Below are 15,253 nucleotides of genomic sequence, written 5' to 3'. Positions count from 1 at the left end.
CTGCCCCCGGACCCCCGGAGTATTTGAGGCCAGAAAAAGGGGCGTGCGCCCGGGAAAGTGGCGACGATGAAGGCGGAAGGGCCGATGCCCGAGCAGATCAAGGCGCTGATCGCCGGTGAGATCGCGGCCTATCCGGTGGATGACCGGAGCGGGCGGATGACGGTCGCGGCATTCCGGGCGAACCTGCGCGAGCCGCGCCCGGTGACGGTGAATTTCTCCGGCGGGATCACCCAGACCTGCTGGTCGGTGACGCGTGGCGATGGCTGCTATCGGGTGATCTACCTGCCGAGCGCGGGATATTTCTCGCTCTGCGTCGAAAGCGATTTCGGACCGCTCGACATCGGGGTGCATGGGGATGCGATCGGGTGTTACGCTTCGGTCTGACAAGAACAACGTGGGAGTAAGACAATGAGCAAAGTGATCAAGAACGGCACCGTGGTGACCGCCGATCTGACCTACAAGGCGGATGTGCTGATCGAGCACGGGGTGATCGTGGAGATTGGTCCCGACCTAACCGGGGACGAGATCCTCGATGCGGAGGGCTGTTTTGTGATGCCTGGCGGGATCGACCCGCATACGCACCTGGAGATGCCCTTCATGGGCACCCATTCCAGCGATGATTTCTATGCCGGCACCCGCGCGGCGCTGGCGGGCGGGACCACCATGGTGGTCGATTTCGCGCTGCCCAGCCCGGGTGAGAGCCTGCTGGATGCGCTGAAGACCTGGGACAATAAATCCGCCCGCGCCTGTTGCGACTATTCCTTTCACATGGCGGTGACCTGGTGGAGCGAGCAGGTCTTTGACGAGATGAAGGTGGTGACCGAGGAAAAGGGCATCAATACCTTCAAGCATTTCATGGCCTACAAGGGCAGCCTGATGGTGAACGACGACGAGATGTTCTCCAGCTTCAAGCGCTGTGCCGAACTGGGGGCGACCCCCTTGGTGCACGCGGAAAATGGCGATCTGGTCGCCGAGATGACCGCCAAGCTGCTGGCCGAGGGCAACACCGGCCCCGAGGGGCATGCCTATTCCCGCCCGACGCAGGTCGAGGGCGAGGCCACCAACCGCGCCATCATGATCGCCGACATGGCCGGCGCGCCGCTTTATGTGGTGCATACCTCCTGCGAGGAGAGCCACGAGGCGATCCGGCGCGCGAAACTGGCCGGCAAGCGGGTCTGGGGCGAGCCGCTGATCCAGCACCTGGTGCTGGATGAGAGCGAGTATTTCAACGACGATTGGGATCACGCCGCGCGCCGGGTGATGTCGCCGCCGTTCCGCAACAAGAAGCACCAGGACAGCCTTTGGGCCGGCCTGGCCTCGGGAACCTTGTCCTGCGTGGCGACCGACCACTGCGCCTTTACCACCGAGCAGAAACGCTATGGCGTCGGCGATTTCTCCAAGATCCCGAACGGCACCGGCGGGCTGGAGGACCGGTTGCCGGTTCTGTGGACCTATGGGGTCGAAACCGGGCGTATCACGATGAATGAATTTGTCGCCGTAACCTCAACCAATATCGCGAAAATCCTCAACTGCTACCCGCAGAAGGGGGCGATCCTGGTCGGGGCGGATGCCGACATCGTGGTGATGGACCCGGGCATGGGCAAGACCATCACCGCCGAGGCCCAGGCCTCGTCGATCGACTACAACGTCTTCGAAGGGATCGAGGTCACCGCGCTGCCGCGCTACGTCCTGAGCCGGGGCTTCGTGGCGGTCGACAAGGGCGAACTGGTGGCCAAGGAGGGCCACGGCGAGTTCGTCGCGCGCGATCCGAACGCAACCGTCAACACCGCCCTGTCCAAGTGGAAGGACCTGACCGCACCGCGCCCGGTGGAACGCAGCGGCATCCCGGCAACCGGTGTATAACCTGGGGCGGGCCGCCTGCGCGGCGGCCCGAAATCCCCGTCTGATCAAGGCGATATAATGAACAACGAAACGATCCCCCAGGTTGATCCCCCCAAGGCCGTCGTCGAGGCGCGCGGGCTGGACCTGACGTTCCAGACCAAGGACAGCCCGATTCAGGCGCTCAAGGACGTCAGCCTGACAATCGAGCAGGGCGATTTCGTCAGCTTCATCGGCCCGTCGGGCTGTGGCAAGACGACCTTTCTGCGCTGCATCGCCGCGCTGGAGCAGCCCACCGGCGGCAACCTGACGGTGAACGGGATGACCCCGGACGAGGCCCGCCGCAGCCGCGCCTATGGCTATGTGTTCCAGGCCGCCGGGCTTTACCCGTGGCGCACCATCGCCAAGAACATCAAGCTGCCGCTGGAGATCATGGGCTATTCCCGCGCCGACCAGGACGAGCGGGTGAAGAAGGTTCTGCAACTGGTTGATCTGGAAGGGTTCGGCGGCAAGTTTCCCTGGCAGCTTTCGGGCGGGATGCAGCAGCGGGCCTCGATCGCCCGCGCGCTGGCCTTCGACGCCGACATCCTGCTGATGGACGAACCCTTTGGCGCGCTGGACGAGATCGTGCGTGATCACCTGAACGAGCAGTTGCTCAAGCTTTGGGAACGCACCAACAAGACCATCGCCTTTGTCACCCACTCGATTCCCGAGGCGGTCTACCTGTCCACCAGGATCGTGGTGATGAGCCCGCGTCCGGGGCGGATCACCGATGTGATCGAAAGCCCGCTGCCAAAGGAGCGGCCGCTCGATATCCGCGATACGCCGGAGTTTCTCGAGGTGGCGCACCGGGTGCGCGAAGGACTCAGGGCAGGGCACGCCTATGACGATTGATCGCAGAGAACCCGCCGCAATCCGGGGGGCGCGGCCATGAAGTCGGTCCTGGCGATCCTGACGGTTGTCGTCGCGCTTGTCGGCTTCTGGTATGCGGCCTGCGTGCCGATGAACATCCACGAGGCGGCAATGCAGGCGCAACGAGCGGGGGAGGAGGTGACCCCGGCCGAGGCACCCGAGCGCCGGCACATGGGGCGGATTTCGCTTGCGCTGAAAAACACCGGCCTGTGGTCCACGGTGTTTTCGCAGGAGCGCCCGCAGTTGCCGGCACCGCACCAGGTGGCGCAGGAGTTCTGGAAAACCACATGGGGCATGATCGAGCGCGGCCGCGCCTTTTCCAAGCGCAGCCTGATCCTGCATGGCTGGATCACCCTGTCGGCCACGCTGCTCGGCTTTGCCTTTGGCACCGCGCTGGGTATCGTGCTGGCGGTGTCCATCGTGCATTCCCGCGCGATGGACATGAGCGTGATGCCCTGGATCATCGCCTCGCAGACCGTGCCGATCCTGGCCATCGCGCCGATGATCGTGGTGGTGCTTGCGGCGCTGAGCGTGGATGACATCGTCGCCAAGGGGGTGATCTCGATGTACCTCAGCTTCTTCCCGGTGGTGGTCGGCATGGTCAAGGGGCTGCGCAGCCCCGACGCGATGCAGATGGACCAGATGAAGACCTGGAACGCCACCCGCACCGAAACCCTGTGGAAGCTGCGGCTGCCGTCCAGCACGCCCTATCTCTTTGCCTCGCTCAAGGTGGGCGTCGCGGCCTCGCTGATCGGTGCGGTTGTGGCCGAGTTGTCGCTGTCCAGCAATGGCGGGCTTGGCGCGCGGCTTCTGGCGGGCAGCTACTATGGTCAAACCGTGCAGATCTGGAGCGCGCTGTTCGCCGCCGCGGCGCTGGCCGCCGTGCTGGTCTGGGCGATCGGCGTGGCGCAGAAGGTCACGCTCAAACGCATGGGGTTCGCGCAATGATGGCCTGGGTATTCGGATCGCTGCTGTTCTGGGCCGCGGCCTGGGCGCTGAACGTGCGGCTGTCGCGGCTGTCGGCCCCCTGGGTGCGCTTTTTCGTGCCGGCGCTGTTCGGCATGACCGTGATCATCGTCTGGGAAGGGATGGTGCGCGGCTTCGGGGTGAACCCGGTGCTTCTGCCCGCGCCTTCGGCCATCGCCGCCACCTTCGTGGGTGAGATCCCCACGCTTTGGGGCGACCTTGTGCAGACCTTTTTCAAGGGAGCGCTGTCGGGCTATGTGATCGGGTGCACCGCCGGGGTGCTCACCGCCATCGCGGTGGATCGCTCGCCCTTTCTGCAGCGCGGGCTGTTGCCGGTGGGCAATTTCGTTGCGGCCCTGCCGATCGTCGGCATGGCGCCGATCCTGGTGATGTGGTTCGGCTTTGGCTGGCAATCCAAGGCGGCGGTCGTCGTGGTGATGGTGTTCTTCCCGATGCTGGTCAACGCGGTCGAGGGGCTGCGGGCCTCCGAGACGATGCAGCGTGACCTGATGCACACCTATGCCGCGACGCCGGGGCAGGGCCTGCGCAAGCTGCGCTTGCCCGCCGCGATGCCCTTTATCTTCAACGGGCTCAAGATCTGCACAACCCTTGCCCTCATCGGCGCCATCGTTGCCGAGTTTTTCGGATCTCCGATCAAGGGCATGGGCTTTCGCATCTCGACAGAGGTCGGGCGGCTTGCGCTCGACATGGTCTGGGCCGAGATTGTCGTTGCCGCGATCGTCGGGTCGGCCTTTTATGGAGCCGTGGCGCTGGCCGAACGCGTCATCACCTTCTGGCATCCCTCGCAACGAGGCTGAGAGCAAAGAACAACAAGAACCACCCAGGAAAACCAGGAAAGACCAACAAGGAGTGAAACCAATGAAAACGATTTATGGCGCAGTTCTCGCCGGTGCGATGGCCATGGGCGCCAGTGTCGCGCAGGCGGCGGATGATGTGACGCTGCAACTGAAATGGGTCACCCAGGCTCAGTTCGGCGGCTACTACGTAGCGCTCGACAAGGGCTTTTACGAGGAAGAGGGCCTTAACGTGACGATCAAGCCCGGCGGCCCCGACGTGGCGCCGGCGCAGGTGATCGCCGGTGGCGGTGCCGACGTGGTGCTCGACTGGATGCCCTCGGCGCTGGCCAGCCGCGAAAAGGGGCTCGACCTGGTGAACATCGCCCAGCCGTTCAAGAGCTCGGGCATGATGCTGACCTGCCGAAAGGACAGTGGCATCGCCACGCCCGCCGATTTCAAAGGCAAGACGCTGGGCGTCTGGTTCGGCGGTAACGAGTACCCGTTCCTGAGCTGGATGAACAAGCTGGGCTACTCCACCGATGGTGGCGAGGATGGCGTGACCGTGCTCAAGCAGGGCTTCAACGTCGATCCGATCCTCAACGGCCAGGCCGATTGCGTCTCGACCATGACCTACAACGAATACTGGCAGATCATCGACGCCGGCCTCACGCCGGATGAACTGGTGGTCTTCAAGTACGAGGATCAGGGCGTCGCCACGCTGGAAGACGGCATCTACGTGATCGGTTCCAACCTCGAGGATCCGGCCTTTGCCGACAAGATGGTGCGCTTTGTGCGGGCCTCGATGAAAGGCTGGAAATGGGCCGAGGAAAACCCTGACGACGCGGCGATGATCGTGCTCGACAACGATGCCACCGGCGCCCAGACCGAGAAGCACCAGACCCGGATGATGCGCGAGATCGCCAAGCTGACCGCCGGTTCCAACGGCGCGCTTGACGTGGCTGACTACGAGCGCACTGTGCAATCGCTGCTCTCGGGCGGGTCGGACCCGGTGATCACCAAGGCGCCGGAAGGGGCCTGGAGCCACGCGATCACCGACAAGGCGCTGAACTAAGAGCTTGGGGGAGTGTCGCGGGCCGATCAACGGCCCGCCCCCTTGGCGCCCGTCCCGGGAGACCGGGGCGGGCGTTTTCTTGTTTCGAGGGGGATGACAGGCTTGCGCGGGGATGACGGGGCGAGTTGTACAGAACGGGCGCCAATTCGTACATTCCGCACAAGAAAAGGCGCGCCGCCGGGGCGACGCGCCTGTCTTTGCCGTCGTGGGGTGCCTCAGTCGGCCGCGCGCTTTTCCGCCACGATCATTTCCAGCTGATCGGCGGGCAGGTAGCCGCGCAGCATCTCGTCGCCGAGCACGAAGGTGGGGGTACCGGAGATGTTCAGGGTCTGCGCCAGGGCGCGGGTTTTTGCCAGCACCTCGGTCACCTCGTCGCTGTCCATCCGGGCCAGGATCGCATCGGCGTCAAGGCCGAGCCCCTCGGCCAGCCGTCCCAGAACCACGTCGGAGAGATCGCCCTGAAGCTCGAGCAGCGCGTCGTGAACCTGCGCATAAGCCGCGTCGCCGGCCACCTGCTTGGTCGCCACCGCGAAGCGCGAGGAGATCGTGGAGGCCTCGCCCAGGATCGGGAATTCCTTGACGATGAAGCGGATGTTGCCGTCGCTCTTGAGCAGGCTTTCGACCTCCGGCACCGCCTTGCGGCAGTATCCGCAGCGGTAATCCATGAATTCGACCAGGGTGATGTCGCCCTCGGGGTTGCCGCCGACCCAGGAATAGCCGTCGTTGAAGATCGCCTCGGCATTGGTCTTGACCAGATCGAAATCGGCCTGGGCCTCGGCCTCGGCCTGGCGTTGCTCCAGCTGTTGCACCGCCTCCAGGATCACCTCGGGGTTCTCCATGAGAAAGGCGCGGACCTCGGCGCGAAAGGCGCTGCGTTCGCTGTCGGTCATCTGGCTCAGGTCAACGGCCTGGGCCGGACCGGCCAGAAGGGCCAGTGCGGTCAGGGCCGGGGCGGCAAATCGGATCATCATCAGTTCCTTTTTCGGTGTCTTTCAGAAGCACTCAACACATCCTGGGCGCGTTGCCAAGGTGGCGAACCGCGCGGCAGCTGAATCACGGCGCGGCGGGCGTGAAGGCCAGCATCATCCAGCCGTCCGGCCAGCGCGAAGCGCTCGGCGGTGACCAGGGCCGCCATGCCCTGCTGCCCGTTCCTTGCGTAGGCGAGCGACAGGTCGCGCAACACGCGGGCGTCGCGGAAATCGCGGGCGCGGGCCCGTTCCAGCGTGTCCAGCCCGGTCTGCAATTGCCCGGCGGCCAGCTGCGCCCGGCCCAGCCCGCCGATGATCAGCGCATCGCGCGGGGCCAGCTCTGCCGCCCGCCCATAGGCCCTGGCGGCGGCGGACCATTGGCGGTTCTCCATCAGGATCTGGCCCTTGAGGTCATGGTAGAACGGGTCGTCCGGGCGCAGGGCGAGGGCGGCGTCGATGCGGACCAGGGCGCGGGCGCGCTGGTTCAGGCGGTGATGGGCCACCGCCTCGCGCATAAGGCGGATGTCGCGGTGATCCTCTTCCTGCGCCCGGCGCAGGGTCCAGGACGGCGCCCGGGAAAAGGCCGAGAGCTTGCCCCGGATGCGCGCGAACCAATAGGCGTGCATCGGATCGGGAGGGATATCCGCGCCCTGGGCGGCGACGAAATCCTCGGCCGCGCGAATGCGGTCACGGGTCAGCGGGTGCGAGCGCATGTAGGGATCCTGGTTGGCGAGGCTGAGCAGTTCCTGCCCTTCAAAGGCGTGGTGCAGCTCCAGCAGCCCGCGCGGGTCGATCCCGGACCAGGTCAGGTAACTGGCCGCCGAGCGGTCGGCCGAGGCCTCCTCCGCGCGGGTATGGGACAGGAACGAGCGGTAGGCCGCGCTTTGGGTTCCCAGCGCGATGCCGGCCGCGGCCTGCCCGCCACCGGCGGCGGCGGCGATCGCGCCGAGTGCCGCGCCGAGACCGGCGGCGCTGCGGGCGCTGCGCAGGTTGCCGATCCGGCGCGCGATATGGCCGTTGGCGATATGGGCGGCCTCATGCGCGATCACCGCCTGCAGCATGCGGGCGCTGCCGACCTTTTCGATCAGCCCGGAATGCAGAAAGATCGTGCCGTGATCGAGCACGAAGGCGTTGAAGCTGCTGTCGTTGACCACCAGCACCCGCACCCGCGCGCCGCTGAGGCCCGCCGCGCGCAGGATCGGAAAGGCCAACTCGGTCAGCCCGTGCTCGATGTCGGCGTCACGCAGCAGCGTGAGCGCTGCGACAGGCCGGACAAACCCGAGAACCAGCACCGCGCAAAGCAGCAGCGCTGGGATTGACGCCGGCCGGGAGAAGCGGTCATTACCCATGGCGCAACCATGGGAGCGAAACATGCGAAACTCAACCCGATCCCGGGTCGATCCCTTTATCGTGATGGACGTGATGGAGGCCGCGCGCCGCGCCGAGGACGCCGGGCGCGACATCATCCACATGGAGGTGGGCCAGCCCAGCACCGGGGCGCCGAAAGGGGCCGTCGAGGCGGTCAAGGCGGCGCTGGATCGGGACGCGATGGGCTATACCGTGGCGCTGGGGCTGCCCGCCCTGCGCGCCCGCATCGCGCGGCTCTATGGGGAATGGTACGACCTGGACCTGAACCCGGAGCGGGTGGTGATCACGCCCGGCTCCTCCGGCGGGTTCATCCTGGGGTTCACGGCGCTGTTCGACAGTGGCGACCGGGTCGGGATCGGCGCGCCGGGCTACCCCTCGTACCGGCAGATCCTGAGCGCGCTGGGCATGGTGCCGGTGGACCTGCCCGCCGCGCCCGAGAATCGCTATCAGCCGGTGGCGGCGGATTTCGCCGGGATGGACCTGGCCGGGCTGATGGTGGCCTCGCCCGCCAACCCGACCGGCACCATGCTGGACCGCGACGCATTGGGCGCGCTGATCGGCGCGGCACAGGGGCAGGGGGCGGCATTCATCAGCGACGAGATCTATCACGGGCTGGAATACGACAAGAAGGCGGTGACCGCGCTGGAGATCAGCGACGAGGTCTATGTGATCAACTCCTTCTCCAAGTATTTCTCGATGACCGGCTGGCGCGTCGGCTGGATGGTGGTGCCCGAGGATCATGTGCGGGTGCTGGAGCGGATCGCGCAGAACATGTTCATCTGCGCCCCGCATGCCAGCCAGGTGGCGGCGCTGGCGGCGATGGACTGCGACGCGGAATTGCGCGGCAACCTCGAGGTTTACCGGAAGAACCGCGCGCTGATGCTCGAGGGGTTGCCGAAGGCCGGCTTCGACAAGATCGCGCCGCCGGACGGGGCGTTCTATGTCTATGCCGACGTGTCGGAGCTGACCGAGGACAGCCGCGCGCTTGCCGCCGAGATCCTCGACAAGGCCGGGGTGGCGGTGACGCCGGGGCTGGATTTCGATCCCCTGCGCGGGGCAACGACGCTGCGGTTCTCCTATGCCCGCGCGACCGCGGATATCGAGGAGGGGCTGGCGCGGCTGGCCCGGTTCATGGCGGCGCGGGGCTGACCGCCCGCCGGCTTTTTCTGGCCGGAAGTACTCCGGGGGCGCGACGCAGTCGCGGCGGGGGCAGAGCCCCCGGGGTGGTCGGCCGGAAAAATCCGACATTCCCAACCCCGGCGCGCTGGTCTATCCTGTCGGCAAGCGGTCCGACACGTGGCCGCGCAGGTGATGGGAAAGCGGGCGGTGCGTGTGTTTCACAGGGTTCTGACGATTTTGGTGGCGCTCTGGGCGCTGGCGGCTTCGGCCCCGGCGCAGGAGTTTTCCGGGCTGGCGCGGATCGATCCGGAGGCCAGCCGGATCACCGAGGCCGGGCGGCGCGGCGTCTTTGTCGACCTGTATCTGAGCCAGGGGGTGCCCTACCGGCTGTTCACCCTGGACGGGCCGCCGCGGCTGGTGCTGGATTTCCAGGAGGTCGACTGGACCGGGCTCGATTCCGAGGCGCTGGTGCGCACCGACCGGGTGCTCCAGGCGCAGTTCGGCGCCTATGTGCCCGGCTGGTCGCGGATGGTGTTGGAACTGTCCGGACCGATGGCGGTGGAGGAGGCGGAGCTGACGCTGGACGAGGTGACGGCGGCGGCGCATCTGGCGTTGCGGCTGGCGTCGGTGTCGCTGGCCGAGTTCACCGCTGCCGCCGGGCCGCCCTATGACCCGCGCTGGGACCTGCCTGAGCCCGCGCAGGTCGGGCAGGGGGTGGTCCGGGATCCCGACGCGCCGCTGCGGGTGATGCTCGACCCCGGTCACGGCGGCATGGATCCGGGTGCCGAGGTGGGCGCGCTACGCGAAAAGGACCTGATGCTGACGCTGGCGCGCGAATTGCGCGAGGTGCTGCTGCGTTCGGGCGGTTTCGAGGTGGAGATGACCCGCGACGACGACCGCTTCGTGTCGCTGGAGCGGCGCATCGCTCTGGCGCATCAGGCCGGGGCGGAGGTGTTCCTGTCGCTGCACGCGGATTCGCTTTCCGAGGGGCTGGCGCATGGCGCCACGGTCTATGTTCTGGCGCAGGAGGCATCGGACACCGCCAGCGCGCTTCTGGCCGAGCGGCACGACCGGGCCAACCTGCTGTCGGGCGCCGATCTGAGCGCGGCCGATGACGAGGTCACCGACATCATGCTCGATCTCGCGCGGCAGGAGACCCGGCCGCGGACCGAGGCGCTGGCGAAAGCGCTGATTTCGGGGATGACCAACGTGGGCGGGCCGATGAACCGGCGGCCCAAGCGCGCCGCCGCCTTCTCGGTGCTCAAGGCGGCGGACACCCCCTCGGTCCTGATCGAGGTCGGGTTCCTGTCCAGTCCGCGCGATCTCAAGAACCTCGAGAACCCGGAGTGGCGGGCGCGGATCACCAGGGGGATTCGCAACGGGTTGCAGAACTGGCGCGACTCCGACCTGTCGCGCCGGCCCCTCGTGCGGCAATAGGGGGCGCGCATGGACCGTCTGCGGATCATCAATCTCGGCCTGCCGAAATCGGGCACCACGACGCTGGGCGTGGCGTTGGGCAAGGCGGGGCTGAAAGTGGCCGACTGGCGCATCCGCAAGGGCCAGACCGAGGACCGGCGGATCCTGTCGGGGTTCGTCGGCGACCATCTTTATCGCGGCTATTTCCAGACCGGCGACCCCCTGGCGCTGCTGGAGGAGTTCGATGCGGTGACCGAGATGAGCGTGGCCTCCCGGGGGTTGTCGCTCTGGCCGCAGATGGACTGGGGGCTGCTCGACGCGATCCGGCGGCATCATCCGGGGGTGAAATTCCTGCTCAGCCACCGCGATCCGGCGGCGCTGGTGAAATCCATGCTGGGCTGGTCCAACCTCGGTCGCTCGCGGCTGCCGCAACAGAACGTGCCGGGGCTGCCGGCAGGCTACGGCGGGACGCCGGGCGAATTGACGCGCTGGATCGAGGGGCATTACGCCTTTTGCCGCCGGGTGTTTCGGGAGGATCCGGATTTCCTGGAGTACGATCTGAGCGACCCGCAGGCGCCGGACAGGATCGGGGCGTTTCTGGGGTTGGACCTGCCGTGGTGGGGCCGGGCCAATGTCAAGGACCGCGACGCCGAGGAAGCGGAGGACGAGGGCGAGACCGAGGCGCAGGCGGCGCCAGCGACGCTGTCCGGGGCGGCCTCAACACGCGCGGTCTACCTGCATGCGGGCGGGCATCGCACCGGCAGCTCCAGCGTGCAGCTCTGCCTGGCCGAGAACCGCGATGTGCTTGAACGGCGGGGCTATGCGCTGGGCTATTCGGCCCGCGACGGGGCGCCGGACGGGACGTTGAAACTGAAGCTGCCCGAGCCGCGTCACGGCGGCGAGGAAATCGCGCGGCTGACCGAACAGGCGCGCCGGGAGATCGACCGAGTCGCGGGGGGCAGCGACCGGCTGATCGTGTCGGAGGAAAATGTTCCGGGGCGGATGATGCATCTTTACACCGGGCGGTTCTTTCCCGCCGCCGAGGTGCGCGCGCAGGCATTGGCGCAGGCGCTGGGCGGGCCTGTGGCGCATCTGGTCTACGTGGTGCGCGACTACCCGGGGTTTTTCGTCTCCTGCCATCGCAAGCGGGCGGTGCAACGCCCGGTTCCGGGGTTCGCCGCGTTTCGTGCGGCGCTCGATGGGCTCGACCGGGGCTGGCCGGAGCTGATTGCGGTGCTGCAAGACCAGTTGCGGCCGCAGCGGTTCACGGTGGTGGATTATGCCCGGCGGGGGCAGAGCCGCGCGCTGCTGGACGTGCTGCTGCCCGATGTCGGTGCCGGGGATCTGCGCGAGCCGGACAAGGTGATGAACCTCAGCGCCACGGACCGCGCGCTGGAGGCGGTGCAGGCGCGGTTCGAAACGGGCGGGAAACCGGCGCAGGCGGAGATCGACGCGCTGATCGCGGCCCATGCCGACGACCGCAGCGACCTCGGTTTCGCGGGTTTCCCAGAGGCTGAGCGCCGCCGATGGCAGGCGCGTTATGCCGCCGATCTTGACCGCATCGCCGCAATGGCTGATATCACCCTCGTGCGCGGCTGACCGGCATCAATCTGCCGGTCGGCGTTTTGACCCCTGCGCGCGGTTCGCCTATATGGGGGACTGCGCAACAAAGGCTTCACAGTGCTTCGGTTCATTCTCTCCTTCTTCGGCGCGATCTTCAGTGCGGTTACCATGGGCATCTTCCTGGTGGCGCTCGGCATCGGCGGGGTGTTCTGGATGTATGCCCGCGATCTGCCCAGCCACGAGGCGCTGGCGCAGTATCGTCCGCCAACCATCAGCCGGATTTATTCCGGCGAGGGCCAGCTGATCGACGAATTCGCCCAGGAGCGCCGGCTGTTCACCCCGGCCGAGGAGATCCCCGATCTGGTCAAGCAGGCCTTCATTTCGGCCGAGGACAAGAATTTCTACCAACACAAGGGCTATGATCCGCGCGGCATCGCGGCGGCGATGATCGAGGCGGTTCGCACGCGCGGAAAGACCGTGCGCGGGGCATCGACCATCACCCAGCAGGTGATGAAGAACTTTCTGCTGTCGGGCGACCGCAAGGTCGAGCGCAAGATCAAGGAGATCGTCCTGGCCGCGCGGCTGGAGCAGACGCTGGACAAGGAACGGATTCTCGAACTCTATCTGAACGAGATCTTCCTCGGCCAGAATTCCTATGGCGTCACGGCGGCGGCGCAGACTTATTTCAACAAGACCCTGTCGGAACTGGCACCGCATGAGGCGGCCTTTCTTGCCTCGATGCCCAAGGCGCCGTCGGATTTTCACCCGGTGCGCAACAAGGAACGGTTGAAGCAGCGCCGTGACTACGTTCTGCGCGAGATGCGCCAGAACGGCATTCTCAGCCAGGCCGTCTACAAGCAGGAGGTGGCGCAGCCGCTGCGCTCGGTCCAGAACGGCGATTTCGAGAGTTTCCGCGTCGCGCTGCCGTCGCGTGACTATTTCACCGACGAGATCCGCCGCCAGCTGAGCGAGGATTTCGGCGAGGGCGAGTTCTTTACCGGCGGCTTCACGGTTCGCGCGACCGTCGATCAGGAAATGCAGCTGGAGGCCGCCCGCGCCCTGCGCGAACAGTTGGAGAAATACGACCGCAACCGTGGCGTCTGGCACGGGCTGATCGCCACGATCCCGGTGGGCAAGCTTGCCTCCGAAACCGGCTGGCGCGAGGCCTTGTCCGAGGTCGAGGCGCCGCGCGACGTGGTGCTGCCGGTCCAGTGGTATCCGGCGGTGGTGCTGGAGGTTGGCAAGAGCGACGCGCGCATCGGCATCGAGGGCGTGGACGAGGACGAAGACGGCCACTGGATCCCCGCCAAGGACGTGCAATGGGCGCGCAAGCGGCTGGAGAACGGCAAGCTGGCCAAGAAGGCCCGCGTGGCCGGAGACCTGCTGGAGGTCGGCGACGTGGTTCTGGTGCGTCGGATGACGGCGGACAAGGATGGCACGTTCATTCGCTGGAGCCTGCGGCAGGTGCCGGAGGTGCAGGGCGGCTTCATGGCGATGGACGTCAATACCGGCCGGGTGATCGCCATGCAGGGCGGGTTCTCGTACCAGGACTCGGTGTTCAACCGCGCCACCCAGGCGATGCGCCAGCCGGGATCCTCGTTCAAGCCCTTCGTCTATGCCGCCGCACTCGACAGCGGCTATTCGCCCGCGACCATCGTGGTCGATGCGCCGATCGAGATCGACACCCCGCAGGGGCTGTGGCGGCCGCGCAATTCGTCGAACAAGTTCTACGGGCCGACACCGCTGCGCACCGGCATCGAGATGAGCCGGAACCTGATGACCATCCGCCTGGCGCAGGAGGTCGGCATGCCGGTGGTGGCCAGCTATGCCGAACGCTTTGGCGTCTACGACGAGATGGGACCGTACCTGGCCAACTCGCTGGGCTCGGAGGAGACCACGCTGTATCGGATGGTGGCGGCCTATGCGATGTTCGCCAATGGCGGCGAACGGGTCGAGCCGACGCTGGTCGACCGCATTCAGGACCGGTTCGGCAAGACCATCTATCGCCACGACAAGCGCGCCTGCGCCGATTGCGACGTCGCCGATCTGCCGCCCGGAAAGCCGCCGCGGATCGTGTCGAACCGGCGCCGGGTGATGGACGCGATCACCGCCTATCAGCTCACCTCGATGATGCGCGGCGTGGTGGATCGCGGCACCGCCGCAGGCGCGGTCAACCTGCCGGTACCCACAGCAGGCAAGACCGGAACCACCAATGAGGCGCGCGACGTCTGGTTCATCGGCTTCACCAGCAATATCGTTGCCGGCTGCTACATCGGCTACGACCGGCCGCGTCCACTGGGGCGGGGGGCCTATGGATCGTCGATGTGTGGGCCGGTGTTCCAGTCGTTCATGGAAAAGGCAGTCAAGAAATACGGCGGCGGCCCGTTCGAGGTGCCGCCGGGCGGGCATTTCATCAAGATCGACCGCTACACCGGGGCCCGTCTGCCCAATGACGCCGGCGGCGCCTATGTGGTGGCGGAGTATTTCCGCGACGGCGAAGAGCCGATCTTCGGGCTGACCTATGATGGCGGATTCGCCATGGGCTCGAACCTGCCGCTGTTCGAAGAGGTGAGCGGCGGCGGGCGCGAACTGACCACCTCGACCGGCGGTACCGCGGTAGTCGGGCCGAAAGCGGATTTCGGCACGGTGAGTTCGGGCGGGTTATACTGACGGGCGCCCGGCGGGGGGCAAAACCCGGTTTTCGCCCGCGCCACCTTGCCCGCCCCTTTGGGCTGGTCTATCACCCGGTTTCAATTCACCCAGTATCGCAGGACCTTCCATGCGCGCCGAGACGCAGAACACCGTTGCCGAGATCGAGAAATCGCTGGAGCTGCTGGCCCAGCGGATGAACCATGAGACCGCGCAGCATCGGCTGGAAGAGTTCAACGCCCGCGTCGAGGATCCCAACCTGTGGGACGATCCCGAGGCCGCGCAGAAGTTGATGCGCGAGCGGCAGATGCTGGTCGATGCGCTGGAGACCTACGACACCATCAAGCGCGATCTGAACGACAATGTCGAATTGATCGAACTGGGCGAGATGGAAGAGGACGAAGAGGTCGTTGCGGAGGCGGAAGAGGCGCTGAAGACGCTGCGGGACAAGGCCGCGAAGAAAGAGCTCGAGGCGCTGCTGGACGGCGAGGCCGACGGCAACGACACCTTTCTGGAAATCAACGCCGGCGCCGGCGGCACCGAGGCCTGCGACTGGGCGCAGATGTTGCAGCGGATGTACATCC

13 protein-coding genes are annotated in these 15,253 nt (G+C 66.5%); 11 read left to right on the top strand and 2 right to left on the bottom strand.

Features of this window, described 5'->3' with window-relative positions; genetic code table 11:
• Positions 1-84 precede the first annotated feature (84 nt).
• The 6 genes from P1U75_RS00525 to P1U75_RS00500 all read left to right on the top strand — a co-directional run bounded on the left by P1U75_RS00525 (position 85) and on the right by P1U75_RS00500 (position 5,586).
• Positions 85-384, top strand: a complete 300-nt coding sequence (locus P1U75_RS00525) for a hypothetical protein (RefSeq protein WP_300238442.1) — start codon at positions 85-87, stop codon at positions 382-384.
• Between the two features lie 24 nt (positions 385-408).
• Complete coding sequence (gene hydA, locus P1U75_RS00520; RefSeq protein WP_300238439.1) at positions 409-1,863, top strand: dihydropyrimidinase; 1,455 nt, start codon at positions 409-411, stop codon at positions 1,861-1,863.
• A gap of 57 nt (positions 1,864-1,920) precedes the next feature.
• A complete protein-coding gene (locus P1U75_RS00515) occupies positions 1,921-2,733 on the top strand; it encodes an ABC transporter ATP-binding protein (protein ID WP_300238436.1) in 813 nt (270 codons plus the stop codon).
• A gap of 36 nt (positions 2,734-2,769) precedes the next feature.
• Positions 2,770-3,699 (top strand): ABC transporter permease, encoded by a 930-nt coding sequence (locus P1U75_RS00510; protein ID WP_300238434.1) that lies wholly within the window; start codon positions 2,770-2,772, stop codon positions 3,697-3,699.
• Entirely contained in the window at positions 3,699-4,535 is an 837-nt protein-coding gene (locus P1U75_RS00505; RefSeq protein ID WP_300238446.1) for an ABC transporter permease, read from the top strand. The genes P1U75_RS00510 and P1U75_RS00505 overlap by 1 nt, the downstream gene beginning before the upstream one ends.
• A gap of 61 nt (positions 4,536-4,596) precedes the next feature.
• On the top strand, positions 4,597-5,586 hold the full coding sequence (locus tag P1U75_RS00500) for an ABC transporter substrate-binding protein (protein WP_300238431.1): 990 nt from the start codon (positions 4,597-4,599) through the stop codon (positions 5,584-5,586).
• A gap of 215 nt (positions 5,587-5,801) precedes the next feature.
• Here P1U75_RS00500 and P1U75_RS00495 read toward each other — a convergent pair whose 3' ends face one another.
• Positions 5,802-6,557 (bottom strand): DsbA family protein, encoded by a 756-nt coding sequence (locus P1U75_RS00495; protein WP_300238429.1) that lies wholly within the window; start codon positions 6,555-6,557, stop codon positions 5,802-5,804.
• A complete protein-coding gene (locus P1U75_RS00490; RefSeq protein ID WP_300238427.1) occupies positions 6,557-7,903 on the bottom strand; it encodes a M48 family metalloprotease in 1,347 nt (448 codons plus the stop codon). The genes P1U75_RS00495 and P1U75_RS00490 overlap by 1 nt, the downstream gene beginning before the upstream one ends.
• A 22-nt stretch (positions 7,904-7,925) precedes the next feature.
• Here P1U75_RS00490 and P1U75_RS00485 point away from each other — a divergent pair, with 22 nt between their 5' ends.
• From P1U75_RS00485 to P1U75_RS00465, 5 genes are all read left to right on the top strand, one after another.
• A complete protein-coding gene (locus P1U75_RS00485; RefSeq protein WP_300238424.1) occupies positions 7,926-9,071 on the top strand; it encodes an aminotransferase class I/II-fold pyridoxal phosphate-dependent enzyme in 1,146 nt (381 codons plus the stop codon).
• A 162-nt stretch (positions 9,072-9,233) separates the two neighbouring features.
• Positions 9,234-10,478: an N-acetylmuramoyl-L-alanine amidase gene (locus P1U75_RS00480; protein ID WP_300238444.1), complete on the top strand. Its 1,245-nt coding sequence runs from the start codon at positions 9,234-9,236 to the stop codon at positions 10,476-10,478.
• 9 nt (positions 10,479-10,487) lie between these two features.
• On the top strand, positions 10,488-12,056 hold the full coding sequence (locus P1U75_RS20560; protein ID WP_366914924.1) for a sulfotransferase: 1,569 nt from the start codon (positions 10,488-10,490) through the stop codon (positions 12,054-12,056).
• 81 nt (positions 12,057-12,137) lie between these two features.
• Positions 12,138-14,690, top strand: a complete 2,553-nt coding sequence (locus P1U75_RS00470) for a penicillin-binding protein 1A (protein ID WP_300238422.1) — start codon at positions 12,138-12,140, stop codon at positions 14,688-14,690.
• A 109-nt stretch (positions 14,691-14,799) separates the two neighbouring features.
• On the top strand, positions 14,800-15,253 hold a 454-nt coding region (locus tag P1U75_RS00465; RefSeq protein ID WP_300238420.1), incomplete at its 3' end, for a PCRF domain-containing protein.

This window comes from Antarcticimicrobium sp., assembly GCF_029212575.1.
Taxonomy (GTDB): domain Bacteria; phylum Pseudomonadota; class Alphaproteobacteria; order Rhodobacterales; family Rhodobacteraceae; genus Antarcticimicrobium.
Note: the sequence above shows the minus strand (reverse complement) of the source record. Positions and strands in the feature narration are given on the sequence as shown.